The 21,371-nt window shown below is 45.1% G+C and carries 16 protein-coding genes; 1 reads left to right on the top strand and 15 read right to left on the bottom strand.

The features are described from left to right. Nucleotides 1-84: 84 nt before the first annotated feature. The 8 genes from JFC08_RS02790 to JFC08_RS02755 all read right to left on the bottom strand — a co-directional run bounded on the left by JFC08_RS02790 (nt 85) and on the right by JFC08_RS02755 (nt 10,840). Nucleotides 85-1,695, bottom strand: coding sequence for a carboxyl transferase domain-containing protein (locus JFC08_RS02790; RefSeq protein WP_198329626.1), 1,611 nt, complete (start codon nt 1,693-1,695; stop codon nt 85-87). A gap of 144 nt (nt 1,696-1,839) precedes the next feature. Continuing rightward, on the bottom strand, nt 1,840-3,594 hold the full coding sequence (locus JFC08_RS02785; protein WP_198329625.1) for an AMP-binding protein: 1,755 nt from the start codon (nt 3,592-3,594) through the stop codon (nt 1,840-1,842). A 277-nt stretch (nt 3,595-3,871) separates the two neighbouring features. Beyond that, the gene (locus JFC08_RS02780) at nt 3,872-5,659 is read right to left on the bottom strand and encodes an AMP-binding protein (RefSeq protein ID WP_198329624.1); all 1,788 of its coding nucleotides are present in this window, start codon (nt 5,657-5,659) and stop codon (nt 3,872-3,874) included. Between the two features lie 334 nt (nt 5,660-5,993). Beyond that, on the bottom strand, nt 5,994-7,214 hold the full coding sequence (locus JFC08_RS02775) for an FAD-dependent oxidoreductase (RefSeq protein WP_227697610.1): 1,221 nt from the start codon (nt 7,212-7,214) through the stop codon (nt 5,994-5,996). Nucleotides 7,215-7,428: 214 nt separating this feature from the next. Beyond that, the gene (locus tag JFC08_RS02770) at nt 7,429-8,160 is read right to left on the bottom strand and encodes an amino acid ABC transporter ATP-binding protein (protein ID WP_045443837.1); all 732 of its coding nucleotides are present in this window, start codon (nt 8,158-8,160) and stop codon (nt 7,429-7,431) included. A gap of 182 nt (nt 8,161-8,342) precedes the next feature. After that, on the bottom strand, nt 8,343-9,014 hold the full coding sequence (locus JFC08_RS02765) for an ABC transporter permease subunit (protein ID WP_060490392.1): 672 nt from the start codon (nt 9,012-9,014) through the stop codon (nt 8,343-8,345). Then, complete coding sequence (locus JFC08_RS02760; protein ID WP_055123453.1) at nt 9,011-9,757, bottom strand: amino acid ABC transporter permease; 747 nt, start codon at nt 9,755-9,757, stop codon at nt 9,011-9,013. The genes JFC08_RS02765 and JFC08_RS02760 overlap by 4 nt, the downstream gene beginning before the upstream one ends. A 96-nt stretch (nt 9,758-9,853) precedes the next feature. Then, nucleotides 9,854-10,840 (bottom strand): glutamate/aspartate ABC transporter substrate-binding protein, encoded by a 987-nt coding sequence (locus tag JFC08_RS02755; protein WP_045453598.1) that lies wholly within the window; start codon nt 10,838-10,840, stop codon nt 9,854-9,856. A gap of 324 nt (nt 10,841-11,164) precedes the next feature. Between JFC08_RS02755 and hslO the strand changes: the two genes are divergently transcribed. Then, the gene (gene hslO, locus JFC08_RS02750) at nt 11,165-12,145 is read left to right on the top strand and encodes an Hsp33 family molecular chaperone HslO (RefSeq protein ID WP_198329622.1); all 981 of its coding nucleotides are present in this window, start codon (nt 11,165-11,167) and stop codon (nt 12,143-12,145) included. A 287-nt stretch (nt 12,146-12,432) separates the two neighbouring features. Here hslO and JFC08_RS02745 read toward each other — a convergent pair whose 3' ends face one another. The 7 genes from JFC08_RS02745 to JFC08_RS02715 form a co-directional block, all read right to left on the bottom strand. Next, on the bottom strand, nt 12,433-13,902 hold the full coding sequence (locus tag JFC08_RS02745) for an esterase/lipase family protein (protein ID WP_198329621.1): 1,470 nt from the start codon (nt 13,900-13,902) through the stop codon (nt 12,433-12,435). A gap of 228 nt (nt 13,903-14,130) precedes the next feature. Next, nucleotides 14,131-16,332 (bottom strand): PhoX family protein, encoded by a 2,202-nt coding sequence (locus JFC08_RS02740; RefSeq protein WP_198329620.1) that lies wholly within the window; start codon nt 16,330-16,332, stop codon nt 14,131-14,133. A 249-nt stretch (nt 16,333-16,581) separates the two neighbouring features. Next, on the bottom strand, nt 16,582-17,226 hold the full coding sequence (locus tag JFC08_RS02735; RefSeq protein WP_227697625.1) for a fumarylacetoacetate hydrolase family protein: 645 nt from the start codon (nt 17,224-17,226) through the stop codon (nt 16,582-16,584). 272 nt (nt 17,227-17,498) lie between these two features. Beyond that, nucleotides 17,499-18,224, bottom strand: coding sequence for an ABC transporter permease (locus JFC08_RS02730; protein WP_045443544.1), 726 nt, complete (start codon nt 18,222-18,224; stop codon nt 17,499-17,501). Between the two features lie 12 nt (nt 18,225-18,236). After that, on the bottom strand, nt 18,237-18,971 hold the full coding sequence (locus JFC08_RS02725; protein WP_045453595.1) for an ABC transporter permease: 735 nt from the start codon (nt 18,969-18,971) through the stop codon (nt 18,237-18,239). Between the two features lie 458 nt (nt 18,972-19,429). Next, nucleotides 19,430-20,341 (bottom strand): ABC transporter substrate-binding protein, encoded by a 912-nt coding sequence (locus tag JFC08_RS02720; RefSeq protein ID WP_227697608.1) that lies wholly within the window; start codon nt 20,339-20,341, stop codon nt 19,430-19,432. A gap of 102 nt (nt 20,342-20,443) precedes the next feature. After that, nucleotides 20,444-21,370 carry a transporter substrate-binding domain-containing protein gene (locus JFC08_RS02715; RefSeq protein WP_109590919.1) on the bottom strand — a complete coding sequence of 309 codons (927 nt, stop codon included), beginning with the start codon at nt 21,368-21,370 and terminating at the stop codon, nt 20,444-20,446. Between the last annotated feature and the right edge of the window lies 1 nt (nt 21,371).

Raw genomic sequence — 21,371 nt, 5'->3', positions numbered from 1 at the left:
AAGATGTCAAAACCCGATGCCGCGATATAATCACATTAAAAAATTGTCGCACCACCATCTTATTGTGAGCAGACCTTGGAACTCTTACATTCTAAAGACACCAAAAGTCGTCTCTTCGATCGGAGCGTTATACGCGGCGCTCAACCCTAATGCCAATACATGACGCGTATCGGCAGGGTCAATCACCCCGTCATCCCAGAGACGTGCTGTCGCGTAGTATGGGTGACCTTGCTCTTCGTACATATCAAGAATCGGCGCTTTAAATGCGGCTTCGTCTTCTGCACTCCACTCCTCGCCTTTACGGTCGAAATTGTCACGCTTGACAGTCGCCAATACCGAGGCTGCTTGCTCACCGCCCATGACAGAGATACGCGCATTTGGCCACATCCATAAGAAGCGTGGACTATAAGCACGGCCACACATGCCGTAATTACCAGCACCGAATGAGCCACCGACAATGACGGTAAATTTCGGCACTTTCGCGTTGGCTACTGCCATGACCATTTTGGCGCCATGACGAGCAATACCTTCGTTTTCGTATTTACGCCCAACCATAAAGCCGGTTATGTTTTGCAGGAATATCAACGGGATTTTACGTTTACAGCACAGCTCAATGAAATGCGTGCCTTTTTGCGCCGACTCACTAAACAAGATGCCATTATTAGCGATGATGCCAACTGGCATACCTTCGATATGAGCAAACCCACAAACCAACGTCGTACCAAAGCGCGCTTTAAACTCATCAAAGGCACTGTCATCGACGATACGAGCGATAATTTCTTTGATATCAAACGGTTTGCGCTTATCTGTTGGAATGACGCCGTATAGCTCTTTGGCATCATAGCGTGGTGGAAGCGGCTTGATTTGATTCGGAATTTGCTTGGCAGGACGATTGAGATGACTGACGATATTACGCGCAATCGATAATGCATGAGTATCGTTTTGCGCCAAATGATCGACTACCCCTGACAGACGCGTATGCACATCGCCACCGCCCAAATCTTCAGCGGTGACCTCTTCGCCGGTTGCTGCCTTTACGAGTGGCGGGCCACCTAAAAAGATGGTGCCTTGGTCTTTAACAATAATAGATTCATCACTCATCGCTGGTACGTATGCACCGCCCGCCGTACAGCTACCCATAACCACAGCAATCTGTGGAATGCCTGCAGCACTCATGTTGGCCTGGTTAAAAAAGATGCGACCAAAGTGCTCTTTGTCAGGGAATACGTCATCTTGGTTGGGTAAGTTAGCACCGCCTGAATCCACCAAATATACGCAAGGTAGGTTGTTTTCTTGGGCAATTTCTTGTGCACGTAGGTGTTTTTTGACCGTCATTGGGTAGTAAGTGCCGCCTTTTACCGTGGCATCATTACAGACAATCATACACTCAGTGCCGTTAATACGGCCGATACCCGCAATCACGCCAGCAGCAGGAATATCTTCGCCATACATATCGTGCGCTGCCATCGGAGCGACTTCTAAAAATGGCGTGCCGACATCAAGCAAACGCTCGACACGCTCACGAGGTAGTAGCTTACCACGTGCTAGATGCTTAGCTCTCGCACGCTCTGATCCGCCTTGGACGACTTTACGCAAGTGCACATATAGGTCATCGACTACCGCTTGCATAGCGGCACTGTTTTGCTGAAATTCAGCAGCGTTTGGACTCAGTTTACTGGTTATGATAGCGCTCATGATATCCCTTTTCTTTTATACGTAAATGCGAGTAGCTTTTTATGTTATGCGAGTTATTCTAGCTGCTATTTATTTTAAGCGTTACTCACATGATTAATCCGTGATTTTCAGGTCTGGTTATTTCATACCTGACAAGCAAGCTTACTATAAGCCTAGCTCTTCTTTCATTTGTTCGATAATTTTATATTTTTGAATTTTGCCAGTGATGGTCATCGGGTATTCGGTCACGAAGCGATAGTAGGTCGGCACTTTATAATGAGCGATATGCTCGCTACAGAACTGGCGCACTTCTTCTTCAGTCAGGCAGTCAGGCTCTTTAGGAATAATCCATGCCGCAAGCACCTCACCATAACGCTCATCTGGGATGCCAACGATTTGCACATCACGAATTTTCGGATGGCGATATAAATAGTTTTCAATCTCAACAGGATAAATATTTTCACCGCCACGAATCACCATGTCTTTACTACGACCAACGATTTTGACATAACCATCTTCATCCATGGTGGCCAAATCACCGGTATGCATCCAGCCATCTTGAATGGCTTCGCGGGTTTTAAAGCGGCTGCCCCAATAGCCTTTCATCACTGAATAACCACGGGTCAGTAGCTCGCCAGTCTCCCCTAAGGGTACAATCTCGCCCGTTTCGGTATCGACGACCTTAACCTCAAGCGCAGGCTGCACCAAACCAACGGTCGATACTTGCTTCTCAAGCGGCGTATGCTCATTGGTCTGGCAGGAAACGGGACTGGTCTCAGTCATGCCATAAGCAATGGTGACCTCACTCATATGCATCTTATCAATGACACGGCGCATGACTTCAATCGGACAGCTAGAGCCGGCCATAATGCCAGTACGCAAGGTCGATAAATCAAAATTTTCAAATTCAGGGTGGTCAAGCTCGGCTATAAACATCGTCGGTACGCCATGCAGACCCGTACATTTTTCTTCTTCGACTGCTTGCAGGACTGATAACGGCTCAAAGCCATCGTTCGGATAAACGATACAGCCGCCATGCGTAAGAATCGCTAAGTTACCGAGCACCATACCAAAGCAATGATATAAAGGTACTGGAATACACAATCTATCTTCCTCAGTGAGATTCATGGCCTCACCGATAAAGTAGCCGTTATTGAGGATATTGCGATGGCTTAAGGTTGCGCCTTTTGGTGTGCCGGTCGTGCCACTGGTAAATTGGACGTTAATAGCATCGGTGTTTTTAAGCTGCGCTTGACGCTCAGCAACCCGTGGATCATTGGTATCGCCTTCTGCCATCCATGCCGAGAACTTCTGCATAAAACCAAATTCTTCATCAGAGTCTGGCTCATCAATCCAAATGATGCGCTCAATGGTTGGAATCTCGACCAAATCAAGCTGGGTATAATCTTTATGATAAATTTCAGGACACAGCTCACGGATTAGACTGGCATAATCACTGCTTTTGAAATGGCGCATGAGCACGAGTGCTGAGCAGCCGAGTTTATTTAAGGCATATTGCAGCTCAAAGGTACGATAGGCAGGATTGATATTGACGAGGATAACGCCGACTTTCGCCGTCGCTAGTTGCATCAAAAGCCATTCAGCATTGTTGTGCGACCAGATACCGATGCGATCACCAATCTCGAGTCCCATCTCAATAATACTACTAGCCAGCTGATTGACATGCTGTTGTAGCTCACGATAAGTCCAGCGGATATTTTGATGGCGTACGACCAGTGCTTCGCGCTCAGGATATTTGGAGACAATCGCATCAAAGAAATCACCGATGGTTGCCTCAATCAGCGGCACATCAGGACCTTTATCATAGCTTTGGGTAAGTGGCGCATTTGCTGAGCGTGCACCCATATTGATGCTGGGGATATTATTTAGAATGGTATCGAAGTCAGAAACTTGAGTCATAACGAGTCCTTTCGTTTTACTTATTGTGGTGCTAATGAGTCGCCTGTCACCCATTCATTGTTCCTTGAACAGGTCTTGACGAGCGTTAGCTACTATACCGCCTTAAATCGAAGGCTGTCAATAATAGTAATACAATATGTATCATTTAAAATGATATTATAAGATAAATTCATCAGTCATGATTAAGTGACGAATTTCTTGAATGACTTAAATCAAAAAAGCCAGCCTTATCACATATAGAAAAAATCTGGCTTTTCCAGTGATTAATAGTCTCAAATCACTCCAGACCCAATTCTTTTATCATTTGCTCAACGATTTTGAATTTCTGAATTTTACCAGTGATGGTCATTGGATATTCATCGACGAAACGAAAGTAGGTCGGCACTTTATAATGAGCAATATGGTCACAACAAAACTGCCTTACCTCTTCTTCGCTTAAGCTATTTGGCTCTTTTGCAATAATCCACGCCGCTAGTACCTCACCATACTTTTTATCAGGAACACCAACAATTTGTACATCGCGAATCTTCGGATGACGATAGAGATAGTTCTCAACTTCTACTGGATAGATATTTTCGCCGCCGCGAATGACCATGTCCTTGCTACGTCCAACCACAGTGATGTAGCCATCTTCGTCCATCACTGCCAAATCACCCGTATGCATCCAGCCATCAGTAATCGCCGCGCGTGTTTTAAAGCGGCTGCCCCAATAGCCTTTCATCACCGCGTAGCCATAAGTGAGTAATTCACCCGTCTCTCCAATCGGGACGACATCACCCGTTTCAGTGTCGACGATTTTGACCTCAAGCGCGGGCAGCACCATCCCTACGGTGGAGACTCTTTTTTCGAGTGGCGTTTGCGAGCTGGTTTGACAAGAAGCTGGACTGGTCTCGGTCATGCCATAAGCAATCGTCACCTCGCTCATGTGCATTTTATCCATGACGCGGCGCATGACTTCGATGGGACAACTAGAGCCGCCCATAATACCAGTACGTAAGCTGGTCAAGTCAAAACTGTCGAAGTCTGGATGATCCAGCTCTGCGATAAACATCGTCGGTACCCCAAGCAGAGCGGTACATTTTTCCTCTTCCACCGTTTCCAATACGGTGAGCGGATCAAAACCATCGTTAGGATAAACCGCACAGCCACCATGTGTTAATATCGCGAGATTACCGCCCACCATCCCAAAGCAGTGATAAAGTGGTAATGGAATGCATAGCCTATCTTCCTCTGTCAGCCTCATACCTTCGCCAAGGAAATAGCCATTATTCAAGATATTTCGATGCGTTAAAGTAGCGCCTTTTGGTGTACCCGTTGTCCCACTAGTAAACTGCACACTAATAGCATCGGTATTCTTAAGCTGGGCTTGGCGCGCAGCGACGCGAGGGTCGTTTGCTTTACCCTCTGCCATCCAAGCGGAGAATTTTTGCATAAAATTAAAATTCTCATCGCTGTCTGAGTCATCAATCCAAATGATACGCTCAATCGTTGGAATCTCGACCAAGTCCAATTGCTGATAGTTCTTATGATAAATCTCAGGACAAAGCTCACGAATCATTTGTGTATAGTCGCTGCTTTTGAAATGACGCATTAATACCAATGCCGAACAGCCCAGTTTATTCAGTGCATATTGCAGCTCAAAGGTACGATAAGCAGGATTGATATTGACGAGGATAACGCCGACTTTCGCAGTTGCCAATTGCATCAGCAGCCATTCAGCATTATTGTGTGACCAGATACCGATGCGATCACCAATCTCAAGTCCCATTTCAATCATGGCACTCGCTAACTGATTGACTTTCTCTTGTAGTTCGCGATACGTCCAGCGAATATTTTGATGGCGAGAAACCAAAGCTTCACGCTCTGGATATTTATTGACAATGGCATCAAAAAAATCACCGATGGTCGCTTCAATCAGCGGCACATCGATGCCTTTATCATGGCTTTGGGTGAGTGGCGCATTTGCTGAACGCACGCCTACATTAACTTTAGGGATATTGTTGAGAATACTGTTATTAGGCGTACTTTCATTAATAGTACTGTCAAAATCGGTAATCTGAGTCATCACGAGTCCTTTCGTTGTGCTATTTGGTGTTGATATGGTGCCACTGCTTACGAGACATCTATTCATCTACCTACAATCGTAGAAAGTAAAAATATGCTACTACCGTAAATACGATATTCTTCCTTGAATATTGTTTATCACTAGACGTAATAGTTAAATCACACCTAGCCAATATAGCGCTATAAACAAAAGACTGTCAATCATATAGATACAGTGCGTATCGATTATGGTTGATATAAAAGGTTATAGATATAAAAAAGCCAGTGCTGCTTGAGAACGGCAACACTGGCTCTGGTTTGTAACGCTTTTACAGTTATGCTTTATTCTTTATCTTTTAGGCTTTAAGCACTACAGGCGCTTTAATAGTAACTGTTGCGCTGACTTCATCACTATCATTTAGCAAGTCCATGACCAACTCTTCATCACTTTCTGTCTTGACCTGCCAGTTGCCAGTCGCTTTTGGCACGCCTGTCACCATGACGGAGATTGCTTTGTTTTTCAGGCGAATCATGGGTGGCTTATGATCATAGCCATTATGCTCTAGACCCAATACATCATCAGCAATGGTAGCAGCCTGCGCGCGCAACGGTGCGACGTAACGACACGGCACGCCATCGATAGACATACAGTCACCAATCGCATAAATATTGGCTGTACTGGTACGCAAGGTCGGCGCATCAACCACGATACCAGTGCGACGGTCAAACTCGACACCAGCTGCAGTTGGCAGCTTATCATCGACGGTCAGACCTGTACTGGCAATCACATGATCGACCATAAGTGGTTCGATTGGCTCAGCAGTACTGCTTTCTGTCGCTGATGCTAGCGCCTCATAACTGACCTGCAGTTTTCCATCACTGATACGAGTAATAGCAGATACCTGGTACCCTCCTAAAAAGTTAATCCCTTGCGACTTAACTGCTTGGGCAATACGAGCCGTTGCTTTTGGCGGTAGCATTTGTGATAGTGGCGCATCGTTTAAATCAATGAGTGTCACTTGATGACCTGCTTTTAATAAGTCCTCTGCAATCTCCGTCCCAACCATACCAGCACCGACGATAGCAACGTGCTGACTGCCAGTTGCTAGCTTTTCTTGCAACTGTCCAAAGCGCTCAATATGATTGACATGCCAGACTAGTTCCTCTGGCAAGCTTTTTGGGAAGATAGGATGCGCACCCATCGCTAGTACCAGCTTATCATAGCCGATCGTAGCGTAATTGGTATAGACGGGATCTGAGCGCAGCGCAGAGATCAGCTGCAACTGCTGAGTACTAGCGTCAACATCCGTCACTTGCGTATTGGCAAGTAGCTTAATATTTGCAGCTTCTGCGGCATCAACGCCAGTGGCTCTGACCAAATCTGCTGCACTTTTCTTTTGGCTAATAGCCATGGTCAGCATTGGCTTGTGATAACGATCGCCACTGTCGGCAGTAATTAAGGTAATTGGAATGTCTTTGTCTTTCGCACGAATGGCATCAATGACATGCCAGCCTGCCAAACCTGCACCAATAATGACGATACCGTTGTTTGATACTTCTGAGTTTTCAGCGCTCATATTAGCTCCCATATAGATAAGCAATTATTTTAGTTGTTAGCATATTGACCGCTATTGTATCAGTAAACAGCCATGCACTCATCTACTCACTTATAGACCAATCATATCAACATCACTGTTAAATACATCAAGCTATCACGCACAAAAAAGCGCCTATTGATAAATAGACGCTTGATATCACCCTAGAGCTACATGAGAAAAAATACATAAATGGTTAGTGATTCAAAATCTTCGATAAGAAAAGTTGCGCGCGATCACTTTTTGCCCCTTCAAAAAACTCATCTTTACTACAGTTCTCGACAATATGACCTTCGTCCATAAAGATAATACGATTGGCTACCTGACTGGCAAAGCCCATTTCATGGGTCACACACATCATGGTCATGCCATCGCGAGTCAACTCGACCATAACATCAAGTACTTCTTGAATCATCTCAGGGTCAAGCGCAGAAGTCGGCTCATCAAAGAGCATCGCTACAGGATCCATTGCCAGCGCTCGTGCAATCGCCACACGCTGCTGCTGACCACCCGATAGCTCCGCGGGATATTTCGCGGCCTGTACCGTTAGTCCAACGCGATCTAAATATGCCATGGCTTTTTGCTTGGCCTCGCTCTCTTTGCGACCCAATACTTTAATTTGCGCCACCGTTAAATTATCAATAATGGTCAAATGTGGAAACAGCTCAAAATGCTGAAAGACCATGCCGACACGGCTGCGTAATTTTGGTAGATTGGTTTTTGCCGCACCAACTGAGATACCATTCACCATGATCCCACCTTCTTGAAAAGGCTCCAGTCCATTGACCGTTTTAATCAAGGTTGATTTACCACTACCTGATGGCCCGCACACGACGACGACATCACCTTTATGTACATGCGCCGTACAATCACTCAATACTTGAAAATCCCCATACCATTTGCTGACATCGGACATTTGAATGACCATCTCATCACTAGCATGACCATTGTTGGTGACCAGTCCGCCAAAGGCATTTAAGTATGTATCAGCTTTGCTCATCACTGGCTCCTAACCACATTGTTTTTAATAATCGTCATTTAAAAAAAGTTAAATCAACTACTCAACCAAAGCCTCAACACTCAAAAAGCGCAAACCAAGATAAATATCTATCAAAATCGCAAACGCTTTTGCAATTGTTGTACACCCACGGAGGCACTGACACTGATGATAAAATACACCGCACCAGCACCCAAAATGTAAGGCGTCAGCAAACCCATCAGCTCACCGCGTACATAGGCGGCACGGAAAAAATCTGTCAAACCAATAGCGAAAACCAACGTCGTATCTTGGAATAAAATAATACACTGCTGCAAGATTAGCGGCAGCATTTTGCGAAAGGCTTGTGGCAAAATAACCAGACGCATGGTCTGCCCATAAGTCATACCCAGCGCTTTGGCGGCATTGACCTGCCCACTACCAATCGATTGAATACCAGCACGCACCACCTCTGAAAAGTAAGCGGCTTCAAACATCATAAAGGCAACCACACAAGAGGCAAAAGCAGCATCAAGTTGTAAATACTTACCCGCTATCCAAAAATAAATCATCGGTACGGCAAAGTAAAACCACAGTAGCACCAGTAGTAGCGGTACAGAACGAAAATAATTGACGTATAGCTTTGCTGGAATCTCAAGCGCTTTGATACCAGACAAGCGCATCAACGCCAATACCGTTCCTAAGCTAATACCACCAATAATCGCCAAAAACAGCACTTTTAAGGTGGTAATCATGCCGCCCATCAAACCAGGATAGGCTGTTGCCAATTCGGTCATCATGTTCATTTCTGACCTCCTGCAATGAGCCCAGGTACACGCAGTTTGCGCTCAATTAACCCCATAATAGCAATCAACGATAAGTTAAATACTAAATAAATAATCGTCGCGTAGGTATAAATCTCGATGCTGTTTTGGGTGTATTCGCTGATGGTTTTGGTTTGACTAATCAGCTCCATTACCCCCACTAATGAGGCGACGGAGGCGTTTTTGAAGCAGTTGGTCAGCTCAGAGCTGAGCGGTGGCAAAATAATACGAAAAGCCTGCGGTAGCAGTACTTCTTTGTAAACTTGTGGAATACTAAAGCCTAGTGCATAAGCAGCATTGATCTGACCTTCGGGCAACGACTCAATACCTGTACGCACCTGTTCAACGATACGAGCGGCGGTAAATAAGCCAAGACCGATACTTGCTGAGAGCATGGCTGAAGTGTTAGGCGATAAATCTTTATACCACCACTCTTGTATCGTGGGCGTGAGCCAGCCAGGTGCAATATAAAACCAAAAGAACAATTGGACAAGCAGTGGAATATTACGAAAAAATGTCACATAAGCGGTGCCAATGGCACGAGCGGTCTTATTAGGCAAAGTACGCATGATGCCAAAGATAGTACCTACGACCATAGCAATGGCCCATGCGATACTACCAATCAATAGTAGCCAGCCAAGACCAGTAATCATCCAATGGATATAAAGCTCATTACCGATACCAGTCTGCTCAAAGAGCACACCCCAGTTCCAGCTATAATTCATGGTTGTCTCTCCGAGCAGCGACTGAAAATCCTACGTGTTCAGATTGACATCAACATCAGTCTGAACATGTAAGCAAGCTATGTTGCAGGACAATAATTACTGTGCCGTCGCAACTTTCGGCTGAGCGCTGTCATGAGGGCTGGCAATCAAGGCTTTTAAGTTGTCAGACATCTCAAAGTTTAGATTGACGTTCTTTGGTGGGATTGGGTTTAAGAACCACTTGTCATAAATGCTGTTGATTTCCCCTGATTTAAAGACATTCGCTAACGCTTCATCGACCACTGCTTTGAACTCAGGATCATCCTTACGCATCATGCAACCATAAATCTCAAACGATTGCGGCGTGCCGACGATGACCCATTCATCAGGATTTTTTGCTTTGGCTTTTTCGCCAGCAAGTAGTACATCATCCATCATAAAGGCATCCGCGCGACCATTTTCTAGCATAAGGAAGCCTTCGCCGTGGTCTTTTGCTGAGATGATATTCATGTCCATTTTGTTGTCATCATTATACTGACGAATATAACGCTCTGAAGTTGTGCCTGCGGTGGTGACTAAGGTCTTACCTTTTAGGTCTTCGAAATCTTGAATACCTGAGTCTTTTTTGGTCAATAGACGCGTACCGATTTCAAAGAAACCGTTGGAGAATGCCACTTGTTTTTGACGCTCTTCGTTGTTGGTGGTCGAACCACATTCAAAGTCGACCGTGCCGTTTTGTACCAAGGGAATACGGGTTTGTGAGGTGATAAGGTTATAACGGACGTTGAGGTCTGGCATGTTTAGCTTTTGCTTAACCGCTTCGACGACTTTCATCTCCAAATCGTGCGCATAACCAATCGGCTGATTTGGGTCGTCAGCGATATAAGAAAATGGAATAGAAGAGTCACGGTGACCGACCACGATAGTACCCGAGTCTTTAATTTTTTGTAGAGTACCGTTGGTAGTGGTTTCTGTCGCTGTTGCATCATCTGCTGGCGCATCAGTGCTGGTTTGGCTACTGTTATTACACCCTGCAAGACCTAGTGCCATAAAAGCAGCGAGAGTTAAAGGTTTAGAGAAAGACCTAGAAGATAGATAGCTCATGAGATACATCCTTTTATCACATTATCACAAGATTGAATGAGTGCTTGGACGACACAGGTCTTATTCATTGACCTTATTGCCACGCATCCATGCGGTTGTTGTTGCTGTTATTTATCACAATGCAACTTAATGTTACTGTACAACAAAATAGCGGGTGTGGGTAAAAAATTTTTAATGAGGCTTTTTTTTTAAGGATATCGGGTTTAGTATCACAATAACTATCCAATAAACACCTTTAATCTTTAAAACAATATCTAACGGGCAATTGATAAATCACGATGAATCCCCATAAAGCTAACAACTTCTTAATACTATAAATGACCTATGACACAAGATACTCAAGTCCCTAATACGGACAGCCAGAACACTGGCAACCATAGTGACAATGACGTACGTCAACGTTTCTTTATTGAAGATTCGCCGGTGCGCGGTGATGTGGTGCGCCTATCACGCAGCTATGCCAGTACGATAGCCCAAAAGCCTTATCCTGAAGCGATCAAGCGCTTATTGGGTGAGATGCTGACAGCAGCGAGTTTGCTTATCGGCACAGTCAAAATCAATGGTCATCTGTCCATTCAATTGCAATCATCAGACAGCGATAGCTTGCTAAACTGGGCAATGGCAGAATGCAATCAAGACGGTATCATCCGTGCCCTTGCTAGCTGGAAGGGTGAGACTGATGAGCAAGTACAGGCTTGGGAAAATATGACTCATGCCAAAGAGGCATTTGCTGAATTGGGTGCGATGGGTCAAGGCGTGTTGTTTATTAACATTCAGCCTGAAGGCGGCGAAGCCTATCAAGGCATCGTCGAGCGCAGCCATGACAATTTGGCAGACTGCTTAGCGCACTACCAAAAGCAATCGGCGCAGATTCCAACCTTGATTAATTTGGCGTCTGATGGTCTGCAAGCGGGTGGAATGTTGGTACAGATGCTTCCTCGTACTGCTGAAGAAACCTATGAAGTCGAGCAAAACCAAGATGCGGGTATCGACGATGACTTGTGGACGCGTCTGAGCGTTTTGACACGGACAGTGAAAGCTGAAGAGTTGACCACGCTTGATGCCAACGAAATCCTTTATCGCTTGTATCATGAAGAAAATGTCGTCGCGCCCGATCCTGTTGCATTATCATTTGGTTGCACCTGCTCACGTGAGAAATGTGAGATGGCCATTGAGCAAATCGGTGAAGCAGAAGTCTTAGACATCATTGATGAGCAAGGCGGTAACTTTGAGATGGATTGCGGATTTTGTGGCGAGATGTATAAATTTAATAAAGACGATGTGACCACGATATTTTCTGAGTAATTAGGATTTAGTGAAGCTCGCTTAGTAATAGAAAACCCTCAAGTGTGACGCTTGGGGGTTTTTAACGTCATGGCTTGAAGTTTATGACTAACGATATAACTAGGGCGTGTCTTCATTTCAAAAATGGCGATAAAAATGAGATAAATTGCCGTCAAACAAGAAAAATAGCGTAGATAATATCGAGATATTAACAAGCTATTTGACGATGTTTGGCAAGATTTAGCTATTTTTAACCCATTTAGATGACTATCGAGTGAATTGAGGACACGCCCTAGTTTCGAGCACGCTTAATTGGCCACTTCATCCACTTCTGGATAAGAATAGATACGACTATCAAGCCCATACTTTGCATCATGGGCATCGCCTAGCCTATTGTCCAACAGCCAAGCAATAACTTGCTCATGTACTCTATCGCTGTAGATTAAATTCATGTGATTGACCCCATAAAAAATCGCCTTATGTCCCTCTGGTACTGCTAGCGTATGCTCTTCGGTATATTCGCCGAGCGCTGACTCTACTGAGACCAACCCGTCCCCAAGCAAACTTGTGGTCTTAGAGTCATAATGAGTTTCAATCAAAGCTGCCGCCACTAAATAGGTATTCACATGCAGGGGCAAACGCGTGGGATGACGAAACTCTGCTGGCAGCACGCTGCGCCCTTCGGTAGACTTCCAATCAGCATCGCGAATACTGCCGTAACGTAAATCTATAATACCAGCGCTACGCAGGTCGCCCAATTTAGCCAATGATCCTGCAAAAGGCAGCTTAGCAATTTTATCTTGAACAAAATGTCCAATCTGCTCCAAGCTTGCGCCATGATGCGGTGAGCCTAAGGTGACAAGATTGCCCACGCGTTTGACCCAGCTAAAGCCTTGCTCTTTACCGTAAAACAACGCACTACGGCTCAACAAGCCACCCATACTATGACCGATTAAATCTATCTGAGTGACGTCTGGATTATTCTCAACCAAATCTTGCAAGACTTTTGCAAAGCTGCGTCCGTTGCTAGAAATACGCCGACCCGTATTATAGTTTAAATACAGAACCGTCGCTTTTGGCAAGTGCTTGACCAACGCTTCACCCAAATTGCCTTCTCCAGATACCTGCCAGCTCAAGTGACTCATACAAAGCCCATGGCATAAGATAATAACACGCCCTGACAGCGCGCCACTTTGTACACGATTGTATTCATCGTATAGCACCATCGATACTGCCAATGGATTGTGATGAGTGATAAGATGATCGCCCATGACGCCATTTAGAATATTGACCAAGCGACGTAAGTTTTTGGGTAAAGGTTGTATTTTTTTGGGTTTAGAAACAGTGTTATAAAGACGCAGCCCTGAGGCAAGATTATTGCCCACCAATTGCATCGTATAACGCACCGTGCCATAAATCCGCCCCGTGATACCGCGCTGCCAGTGCTCAATATTGCCTTTATTAAACCGCCCTAAAGGACGCAGCAGAATCTCACGATGGATAGCCTCTACAATATCAGTGACTTCCACCACGCCCATCGTTGCCAACTGAGCCAATCCTTCAAAAAAATCAACCAAAGTAATGGGCTGATGCGGTTTACTATAGCTGTTATCTACCGTCTCGGCGCTCAGCTCATCGACATAGATATATTCGAGTTTCGCCAACTCTTCATAGACATCGCCCTGAAAACCTTCACCAGTATCCGACTCAATAGCAGTTGGACGCCGAGTGGTGGCAAATAAATCATGAATGATTTCTAAAGGTTTTGGACTGGTCATAGTGTTAACATATCAAGCAGTTGAAAGGATTTTCCATACTATCCTGTAATTGTCATAAACAGAAGAGAATGATTTAACTATCAAGTATCTTTATTGTCAAAGAAAGGCGCTATCCTTTAATACCAATGCTTGCATATTAATAACTATCCTCCAAAATACAAAATCCCAAGCCATGACTTGGGATTTTTTTGTTGAGAAAGACACATCATTACTCATGCAAATGTCTAACTAGACAAACGACTCTGCCAGTATGACGTCGCCATCTTCACGCGTAATCATTACGGTCGCTGAGCGCGGCGTACTGCCTCCAGCAATAGCGCCCCAAGTATTACCCGGATGCTGAATATTGATAAATAAGGTTTTAAAGTCAGGAGCCATGGTAATACCTGTGACTTCACAGCCTTCAGGACCGACAAAAAAACGTTTGATATTGTCATTACTAGCAGGCATCCCAACTCGTGTTTGTTGTCCTGCTGAGGTCGTTATGGCTGTCCCATCACTGACTTTACCCGGCAGCGCCGCCAGTAACATACAGCTGGTGGTATCGGTATAAGCGCCATCATCGGTCTGAATCCACAATACGCCACGTGGATCAAAGTACAAACCATCGGGAGAAGACAAATCATTGCTATCATTTAACTGTGACAAATTTTCTGCGGCCAGATCATAAGGCGTAGCAAACAGATAAATATCCCACTCAAAACTCATGGCCGCATGATCACCACCTGCTTCTGCCCAGCGAATGATATGACCGTTGTCATTACCTGCCGCTTTTTCACCTGCCTGATAGCTACGCGGATTAGAGGCTGACACAGGTTGATCTTCGCGTACGCCGCGGTATTTATTATTGGTCAATGTGACGTACACCTCACCAGTCATAGGGCTAACCGACACCCACTCTGGTCGATCCATTTTGGTGGCGCCGACCACATCTGCTGCGGCACGAGCAAAAACCAACACCTCATCCTGTCCATTAAAAGGCAATACCGTATTGGAAGCATCCAGTCCGTTTTGACTATGGACGAGTGCTTTCCACTCACCGCTGCCATCTTCATTAAAGATAGCAACATAGAGCGTCCCATCATTCAAATACTTATCGCCCGCTTTTAAGCCACCACCGATATCACTATTTGACCATGTGGCTTTGGAGACAAACTTATAAATATATTCGCCGCGAGCATCATCGCCCATATAAAAAACCACCGGTTTGCCTTGTTCAACGGGCGCATAAGCACAGTTTTCATGGGCAAAACGTCCCAGTGCCGTACGTTTTTGCGGCATAGAGTTTTGGTCAAACGGGTCAATTTCGGTGATATAGCCAAAGGTATTAAAGCCATTACGATAATCGTCAGCAGCACTGGTACCGACGGCGGTCATATCCCAGCGCGAAAATTCATCGGCTATCTTGGCATCTTTGGCTTCAGGTGTGTGCCACAGATACTCCCAGCCTGGGAAATCCTCTGTTGCACCGTAGCGCTCGCGACCATAGTTTTGCCCATCACTTAATTGGCTAGCATCTTGCCCACGGGCGAATACCCCTAAAAAGTTCTCTTCGGTGGTCAGATAGGTGCCCCAAGGTGACAAACCTGCACCGCAGTTATTATTGATGCCGCGCGTCTGAAAGCCTGTCGGATCAAACTTAGTCTTGACCAAATCAGAGCCAGCAACGGGCCCTGTTAACTGCGCCGTACTACTACTCGTGAGACGGCGATTATATTTCGAATCAGCCACCATCTCATAACCCTTACCATCAGTACGTTTGGTCATCTCGACCACCGCAACACCATGGCAATTAACCTCACGGCGCACATCACTAGCAAGTCGACGATTTTTAAAGATGGGCGCGGCGTTGTTATCTTGGATCACATGATAGCCAAACGGACTCAGCTCATTACTGTTTACATATTCATGATTCATCACTAGCAGCCCATTCTCTGCCGCTTTGGCATCATAAGCGCCGCCCTTTTTACCAAAGAACCACATGCCATCATGGTTATCACCCATGCGCCATTCGAATGACTCTGCCGACTGCTCTCGGTTGTCTTTCCAATCATCGATACCAGATATCAGCGGCGTACCAAGTGGTAATATCATCTCGGCTTTATAGCCTGCTGCCACGCTCATCGTTTCGGCAGTTGAATGCGCCACTGCCGTAAATTTCAAAGTCTCAGGACGTTTGAGATCGCCCTGTGCAGGGATAGCCGCGTTATTATCAGTATTGTTGATAGGACTGCTGTCATCATCATCGCTACAGCCAACCAAAGGTAGCGCCCCAAAAAAAGCCGCCGCCGTCAATCCTGTGCCACCCTTTAGGATACTACGACGATTTAAACGACGACTAATAATGGTTTGAAAATCGATATTGTCAGTCGGATTAGAGTCTTCAACGACTTCATGGGCAAGTGGTTGTTTATTATTCAATAATGTCATTATCAGTCACCTTGCTGTTAGGCTGGATTGGCGGAGAGTTGGTCGCGGCTTTACAATTATCACTACAAAAATACGAATTACGCCTAAGTCTACCGAGAGTTTATGACAGAACGTTGAAACATAGATGACAGTCTCATGACAGCACTGTGTAAGCACCTCATAAAACGAAAAAATCCCAAGCGTTAACTTGGGATTTTTTGATAGCGTCGCTGCATTTGACGACTGATAAAATAGTACTGCTATAAAAATTTATTGAACCTGCGCCTGCCATTCATGGGCACCGAGCTTCAATTTTAACGCATCGCCTGCTTGTAATATGCCAACGCCGCTTGGCGTTCCAGTCATAATCACGTCACCTGCTTGTAAGCTAAAGGCATGGCTAATCTCTGCCAGCAATTCATAAACTGGGAATAGCATCAAAGCACTATCACCATCTTGCTTCAGCTCATCATTTATATAAAGCTGATATTCGACATGACTAAAATCACCAAACGCTTGCGGATCAATCCAATCGGCAAGTACACAGGCACCATCAAAACACTTAGCACGCTCCCATGGATGACCTTTCTCTTTGAGCTTACTTTGCAAGTCACGTAAGGTCAAATCCAGCCCCAAAGTCACGCCACCAATCGCTTGCTGTGCTTGTTCAAGCGTGGCTGCCGATAAGTCTGCTGCTAATTGTACACACAGCTCAGCTTCATAATGGGTCTCACCATATATCGCTGGATTGGGACGGACGATATCATGACGCACACTGACCAATGACGATGCTGGTTTCATAAATAAGATGGGTGATTTTGGTATCTCATTGCCAAGCTCGCGGGCGTGCTCCGCATAGTTACGACCGACACAGACCACCTTGCCGATGGATGCACGTACGCTATCGTTAACCATTGCGATGCTCGCGTCATCATTGACGCTGGCAGCAATCGCATTGATTAAAGACATATGGGGTGATTGGCTCATACTAGGCACTCACAGCAGATTATTGATAGGTTGGTCATACATACTGCACTATCTGTCGCTATTTTTCTAGGGCTTATCTTCATTTTAAAAGTAGCCATAAAAATGAGATAAATGGCAGTTAAACAAAAGAATAGCGGGTTAATATTAAGATATTAACCCGCTATTTCATTGATTTTTTAGCATTATTTTGAGCCAAACCATTAAGGTATGGTGTTGGTCATTACATCAGGCGGTACATAGCTTGTGTGGCGATTCATTCTTTTTTCAAACAACCTAAAGCTAAACAAAATCACCCATGATAATAAAAGGTAAATAATACCAGCAGCGAAGAACAGCTCCATCAAGGTATAAGTTCGCGCACTAATGGTTCGAGCGACACCCGTGATATCCATCAAAGCGATGGTTGACGCAAGCGCACTGCCTTTTAGCATAAAGATCACTTCATTGCTGTAGGCTGGAATGACAATACCAAAGGCACGGGGTAAGGTAATACGCGTAAGCTTTTGCCATTTCGACATACCGATAGCGTCAGCTGCTTCGAGCTCACCAACAGGAATGGTCTGAATCGCACCGCGAATGATTTCTGCCAAATAAGCACTGGTATTCATGGTAAAGGCAATGATGGCACACCAATACGCTTGACTGAGCACAGGTTCCCATAAGAACGAATTCCGTATAGCCTCAAACTGTCCTAGACCATAATAAATCAAAAATATCTGTACCAGCAGTGGCGTGCCACGGAAGAAGAAGATATAAGAAAATGGTAGTATCTGTACCAGCCAGTTTTTTGACAAGCGCAACTGGGCTAAAACCAAACCAAAAAATAGACCGATAATACCTGAGATAACTACCAGCTGTACGGTCAATACTGCCCCGTTTAATAAATCAGGAATACTATCAAAAATGACCTGCCAATTCCAATCCATAGTATCTCTCCTCTATCCTATGGTCGATTGACGGTGGGTTGACTGACGGCTCAGCTTTTTAGCGTAGCGTGCCGCTGGATTGGCGCGCCATTCGAGCCACATCATAAAACCAGTAATCAACATGGTTAAACCCAGATAAATAATCGCCGCTGCCATATAAAAAGTAAATGGCTGCTGCGTTGATTGGGCGGCACGTGATGCCTGATACATGATGTCTTTGAGACCCACGACCGATACCAATGCGGTATCTTTGAGCAACACCAAAAACAAATTGCCCAATCCTGGCAACGCAATCTGCCAAACTTGTGGCAAAGTAATGCGATAAAACGTCTGGAAAGGACGCATACCAATCGCTTGCGCCGCCTCCTTCTGCCCTATTGGAATCTCTTGGATCGACATGCGAAAAATTTCAGTCGCATAAGCGCCAAACGCGATAGACAACGCCATCACGCCACCCCAAAAGGCACTGATCTCAACATATTCGTTATAGCCGAATTTTTTGAGAATCGTCATCAGCAGCATAGAGCCACCGTAATAGATAAACAATACCAATAGCAACTCTGGAATACCGCGCATTGTCGCCGTATATACAGTCGCAATTTTACGCAGCAGCCAGACATTGGACAGCTTAGCTGTGGCACCGAGCAGCCCTAAAGCCATGCCAATGACTAAACTGGTCATGGCAAGCTTGATGGTGACGGTAGCGCCGCTCAGTAGTAGCGCGCCAAATCCTTGTAAATCAAACACAATTATCCACTCAGTCTCTTTATATTAGCAATTTGCAAAATATGAGTTAAAAGAATCAGCATCAATCGCTGAGCGCTGCTGATAAGCGTATTTTATACCAAATAGACCTTGGTGCTTTGCGTCATAGATCGACGTCAAATCAATACGATTATTGCGGCGGAAATTGACACAGTAGAAATGAGCGCTGATTTTATCATATTCGCTGCCAGCTATGTTAATACTCACACGTAAAAGCAGTGCTTAAATAGACGCTTATCTTCTTAAAAACACATTAGATTAGTCATATTTTTACAAACCGAACAGTCAATATCACAAGACCGAACTATTTTTTATAAAAAACAAAAAAAGGATATCGCTATTGAAGCAATACCCTTCCTATGAAATGGAATTCAAATTAACCTATTAAAAATCACCATTCTCACGGTTACGACGCAACAGTACTAAATGTATTTTAAGACTTATTCAGCAGGTTTTTCTGCCGGCTCAGTAGTGACCGTTGAGCTTGACGCTGGAATCGCAAAATATTTTTGATTGATTTTATCGTAAGTGCCATCGGCTTTAATATTGACCAATGACTTATTAATTTTTGCTTGCAATGCATCGCCTGGACGCACCGCGATGGCAAAATTATCATTGATGTCAATCTCTTGACCTTTGAGCGCATACTGACTGCCTGAGGTGGAGCCAAGCCATTCTAGCGCTGGCAGCTTATCAGACACCATCGCATCAACACGATTCGAACCCAAATCCAAAAACGCATTACTTAGCGTGTCATAAAGCTTCATGTCAGCATTCGGATAAACCTTTTCTAACCACTGCGAAGAAATGGTCGAGCGCTGAGCGGCAATAGAATGCGCATTGATATCATCGCTATTATTGGGATCGAAGCTGCTGTCTTTTTTGGCCAAAAACACCAAGGTATTGCTAAAGTACGGCTCTGTAAAGCTGACTTGTTGCTCACGCTCAGGCGTCACCGACATGGCGGCCACAATCGCATCGTACTTACCCGCTTTTAGACCCGGGATGATACCGTCCCAATCTTGCGCTGTGATTTCACATGTTACCTTCATATCGGCACAGATAGCATTGGCAATATCAACATCAAAACCACCAAGGGTGCCATCCGCATTGGTATAGTTAAAGGGAGCATAAGCGCCTTCGGTACCAATACGCAAGACATCACCCGTCGCTGCGGTCTCAGCGGCGTCTGGGCTGACATCATCATTTGCATCATTTTGACCATTGCTACACCCTACTAAGGTTAAAAGCGCCGCCATCGCAAGCAAGGGCGCTGAAAAACGTCGCGCCTTGATGCCATTGATAACGGATGCGTTCGCGATTGCACGGTGTTGGTCAAAATGGTTGTTCATGATCATCCTTGGGGTTTGTGAGTAAAGTAACACTCATCTCTATGAGTGAATATCGCCATACGTGACAGCCATATCAGCCGAGCACAGAGATGAGCTATGATATTAGTTAGTCGCCGCTTCAGCTGATTCTTCTTTCACTTCAACAGCATCATCACCTTCAACCACCATCACTTCTTTTACGTCGGTGGTTGCCACGGCTTTTTGCGCAGCAGCAGTAGAGCTGGTGCCAAAATAGCTGCCTGTGATTTGGTCATAAGTACCGTTTTCTTTTAATTCAGCCAACGCTTTATTGAACTTAGCGACCAATGGATCGCCTTTACGAAGCGCGATACCCATGGCATCTTCGTCGGTGCTGATTTCTTGTCCTTTTACTTCATAATCTTTGCCAGCATCCGTTTTTAGCCAATCGATGCCAGTGACTTTATCGGACATCATTGCCCGTACGCGACCTGAAGTCAGATCCAGATACGCATTGTCCTGGGTATCATAAAGCTTGATATCAGCATCTGCATGTTCATCCTGCAAGTACTGTGAAGCGACGGTTGAGCGCTGTGAGGCAATGGGCTGACCTTTTAATGCATCGACGCGAATGTCATCACCTTTTTTACCAATCAAGATAATGCCAGTGTGAAAGTACGGGTCAGTGAATTCAACCACTTCTTTACGCTCAGGCGTGATCGACATACCTGCGATAATTGCATCGAATTTTTGGGCATTTAGACCAGGAATGAGACCATCCCAATCTTGTGAGATGACTTCACATTTTGCTTTCATTTGTGCACACAGAGCGTCGACCAGCTCAATCTCATAACCAATTAACTTGCCATCAGCATCGGTATAACTGAACGGCTTATAGCTTGATTCGGTGGCAATTTTTATGTTCATAGGTGCATCGGCTGTGGTGTCAGCTGCCGCCCCATCTTCTGGCGTGGCGCTATTATTACAACCAGCCAGCATAAGCATCGCGGCACTTAATGGCGCAAGCCAAAGCGCCTTAGTTTTTAATGATGATGTCATTGATATTGTCATG

The sequence above is a fragment of the Psychrobacter cibarius genome, from assembly GCF_016107535.1.
Taxonomy (GTDB): domain Bacteria; phylum Pseudomonadota; class Gammaproteobacteria; order Pseudomonadales; family Moraxellaceae; genus Psychrobacter; species Psychrobacter cibarius.
This window is presented reverse-complemented; position numbering and strand designations above follow the sequence as displayed.

Bases quoted from the DNA above. Each gene is read 5' to 3' on its own strand.
- JFC08_RS02790 (WP_198329626.1), bottom strand. From the start codon at position 1,695: ATGAGCGCTATCATAACCAGTAAACTGAGTCCAAACGCTGCTGAATTT.
- JFC08_RS02785 (WP_198329625.1), bottom strand. From the start codon at position 3,594: ATGACTCAAGTTTCTGACTTCGATACCATTCTAAATAATATCCCCAGC.
- JFC08_RS02780 (WP_198329624.1), bottom strand. From the start codon at position 5,659: ATGACTCAGATTACCGATTTTGACAGTACTATTAATGAAAGTACGCCT.
- JFC08_RS02775 (WP_227697610.1), bottom strand. From the start codon at position 7,214: ATGAGCGCTGAAAACTCAGAAGTATCAAACAACGGTATCGTCATTATT.
- JFC08_RS02770 (WP_045443837.1), bottom strand. From the start codon at position 8,160: ATGGTCATTCAAATGTCCGATGTCAGCAAATGGTATGGGGATTTTCAA.
- JFC08_RS02765 (WP_060490392.1), bottom strand. From the start codon at position 9,014: ATGAACATGATGACCGAATTGGCAACAGCCTATCCTGGTTTGATGGGC.
- JFC08_RS02760 (WP_055123453.1), bottom strand. From the start codon at position 9,757: ATGAATTATAGCTGGAACTGGGGTGTGCTCTTTGAGCAGACTGGTATC.
- JFC08_RS02755 (WP_045453598.1), bottom strand. From the start codon at position 10,840: ATGAGCTATCTATCTTCTAGGTCTTTCTCTAAACCTTTAACTCTCGCT.
- hslO (WP_198329622.1), top strand. From the start codon at position 11,165: ATGACACAAGATACTCAAGTCCCTAATACGGACAGCCAGAACACTGGC.
- JFC08_RS02745 (WP_198329621.1), bottom strand. From the start codon at position 13,902: ATGACCAGTCCAAAACCTTTAGAAATCATTCATGATTTATTTGCCACC.
- JFC08_RS02740 (WP_198329620.1), bottom strand. From the start codon at position 16,332: ATGACATTATTGAATAATAAACAACCACTTGCCCATGAAGTCGTTGAA.
- JFC08_RS02735 (WP_227697625.1), bottom strand. From the start codon at position 17,226: ATGGTTAACGATAGCGTACGTGCATCCATCGGCAAGGTGGTCTGTGTC.
- JFC08_RS02730 (WP_045443544.1), bottom strand. From the start codon at position 18,224: ATGGATTGGAATTGGCAGGTCATTTTTGATAGTATTCCTGATTTATTA.
- JFC08_RS02720 (WP_227697608.1), bottom strand. From the start codon at position 20,341: ATGAACAACCATTTTGACCAACACCGTGCAATCGCGAACGCATCCGTT.
- JFC08_RS02715 (WP_109590919.1), bottom strand. From the start codon at position 21,370: ATGACAATATCAATGACATCATCATTAAAAACTAAGGCGCTTTGGCTT.